The organism is Reyranella sp. (genome assembly GCF_004297265.1).
In the GTDB taxonomy this organism is placed as follows: domain Bacteria; phylum Pseudomonadota; class Alphaproteobacteria; order Reyranellales; family Reyranellaceae; genus Reyranella.
Map to the genome: position 1 here is coordinate 1 of NZ_SCUT01000037.1, position 2,602 is coordinate 2,602.

Sequence of the window (2,602 nt, forward strand, 5' to 3'; positions counted from 1 at the left end):
CAGGCGATCGAGGCGCAGCCGTCCTCTGGCCAGATCAGCCAAAAGAGAGGCCGTGGGTCGCGCGCCGAACAGCATCCTCGGGAGAAGTCGTGGCCAACCTGAAGGGACCTGCGCAAGAGGTCCGGCGTACCGAGCGAAGAGACGGCGGTCGTGGCGTAGAAAAAGGACGGCATCATCTCAGCCCAACCGGTCGCAAAGCTATCACTGCCGAAGCGGCGCAGCTTCGCGCATTCGGATTGACAGGCCGTGACATTGCTGCGTTTCGGCTCGTCCGGGAGATCGCGTGCCGCATGGCCAAAGCCGAGGTGCGCCGGCGGCCGGTGCTTGCTCTCACGGGTCCGGTATGCCCGTGAGCAGGAAAGAGGTGGCGCTCACGCGCCACCCGAACCAAAGCGCCAGACCGGTATGCCAAGCTTGCGCGCCTTGTCGGCGAGGTTCTCCTGGATGCCCGAGCCTGGGAACACGATGACGCCGATCGGCAGGACTTCCAGGATCTGGTCGTTGCGCTTGAAGGGTGCGGCCTTGGCGTGACGGGCCCAGTCGGGCTTGAACGGAACGTGAGTGACCTTGCGGCTATCGGCCCAGCGCGCGGCGATACGCTCGGCGCCGGTCGGTGAGCCGCCGTGCAGCAGCACCATGTCGGGATGCTTGACGCGGACCTTGTCGAGCGTGGCCCAGATGAGCTGATGGTCGTTGCAATCTGCACCGCCGGTGAAAGCGATCTTCGGACCGGCAGGAACGAGGAGTTCGGTCTCGGCGCGGCGCCGCGCATTCAGGAACTCGCGACTGTCGATCATCGCGGCGGTGAGAGCCCGATGGTTGACCATCGAGCCGGTGCGTGGCCGCCAGGTCGAGCCGGTGTGGACATCGAAGCGTTCGGCGGCCTGATCGCGGAAGAGCTCCATTGCATTCCGGCGCTCGATCAGAGTCAGCCCCTCGGCAACGAGACGCTCCAGCTCGACCGAGCGGACCTCCGAGCCGTTCTGCTCCTTCTGGCTGCGACGCTGCGCCTGCTCATTGCCGTCGAGCTCGCGCTCGATCCTGTCGGTGGCGCGATGGAACAGGTTGACGGCCGACCACAGCAGCTCCTCCAGGTCGGGCTCGAGGCGGGTGTCGGTGAGCGTCGAGACGAACGCATCGAAGATGTCGACGACGGCGCCGGCGATGATGTTAGCGTCCGGCAGCGGCCGGGGGTCGGGCTCGTCCTGGAAGGGACGATGGCCAAAGAGCTGCAGCTCGGTGAGGACTTGGTCGGTCGGGGATGAGCCGTGCACGGGCTCGAAGTCAGGATCGTTGTGGGTCGCCATGATGCTGTCCTTTGTCGGATCGGCCGCGCCCATCGCGGCCTTCGTGGGCGTCGACAGACGGCAGGCGGACCGGTCCCGCACCGCACTTGCGGCCGGAGCGCAGCGGAGGGCGGCGGGCCGAGGCTTTCTTGCTTCGCGAGGAATGCCGGCGCAGCCGGCAGGGGAAGAAAGCTGAAGGACCGCCGTTGCGGGAACGGGCTGGCTGCCGTCCGATCGCCCCTCTAGAAGGCCGGGGCGCGCTCCGGTCCGATCCGAAGGACAGTAGAGAGACCATTGACGAAGAGATTCACGCGCCCGTGCTCATCCCCTCACGAACCAAAGCCAGGAAACACGCCACGTCCGGCGGGGCGAGCTGCCGGCGCACCGATGCCCGGAGCCCTTCGATTCCCCAGTATTGGAGATCGTCATTGAAGTCGTCTAGACAGGGCGACAGGACGAACGGCTCGATACCGGCGGCCTCCGCGCGGGTGCACAGGCTGGCCGTGGCGGTGTCACCGGCGGGGTCGATATCGCGGGCGACATAGAGACGGCGCAGTGTCGGTGGAAGCAGCAAGGCGGCGAGGTGATTGGCCGAGAGCGCTGCCACCATCGGCAGAGTCGGCAGGATCATGCGCAGGGACAGCATGGTCTCGATGCCTTCCCCGGCGGCCATCACGTCGCGGGCCACGCCGAAGCGGACACCGTGCCCGAGAAGATGGCCCATGGCCCGTCGCGGTGAAGCGATCGGCGCCTTGTCGCGTCCGGAGGGATCGAGCCAGGTACGGTGTGCGCCGGTGACCGTGCCGCCAAGATCGGTGACAGCGGCGATCAGTGCCGGCCAGGTCTCGGTCGGGCTGTCCTCGTCGGGCCGGTAGTAGCAGCGTGGATGGAAGCGTAGTGGGTCATCGTGAGCCACGGTCGTGATTCCGCGACTGTGCAGGTAGGCTTGAGCCAAGGTGCCCGTGATCGGCCGGGACATGGCATAGAGACGCCGAGCGGACTCAGGCGAACCGCGTGGGGCGGGAAGACGTTCCTGCCGAGGAGCGATCTGGTCCGGTGGCAACGCGAGGAACGCCCGTGCCTCGTCCAGGGTATCGCGCAGGCGGTCAAACCGGCGATTGAGGGCGATCAGGTCCAGAAGATCGCCATGCTGTCCCGTGGCGGCGTCGGTCTTATGTTCAACTGCACATAAGACGGATTATGTTGCGTCGAGAGTTATGTTGCGCAGCCGCGATTGGGCGCTGCCCTGCGGACCATCGACAAGTTTTACGCAACATAACGCCAGCACGCGGGGAGGTGCGTGATGCCCCGCGACG

Annotated in this window: 1 protein-coding gene and 1 pseudogene; both read right to left on the reverse strand. The window is 66.4% G+C overall.

What is annotated here, in order from left to right; all coding sequences use genetic code 11:
- Positions 1-371: 371 nt before the first annotated feature.
- The gene (locus tag EPO41_RS16415; protein ID WP_296327002.1) at positions 372-1,307 is read right to left on the reverse strand and encodes a DUF2493 domain-containing protein; all 936 of its coding nucleotides are present in this window, start codon (positions 1,305-1,307) and stop codon (positions 372-374) included.
- Positions 1,308-1,593: 286 nt separating this feature from the next.
- Positions 1,594-2,457, reverse strand: a pseudogene (locus tag EPO41_RS16420) (toprim domain-containing protein); the annotation flags it as partial.
- Positions 2,458-2,602: the final 145 nt, after the last annotated feature.

Excerpts from the sequence above, each read along its gene's own strand:
- EPO41_RS16415 (WP_296327002.1), bottom strand. The coding sequence starts at position 1,307 with ATGGCGACCCACAACGATCCTGACTTCGAGCCCGTGCACGGCTCATCC.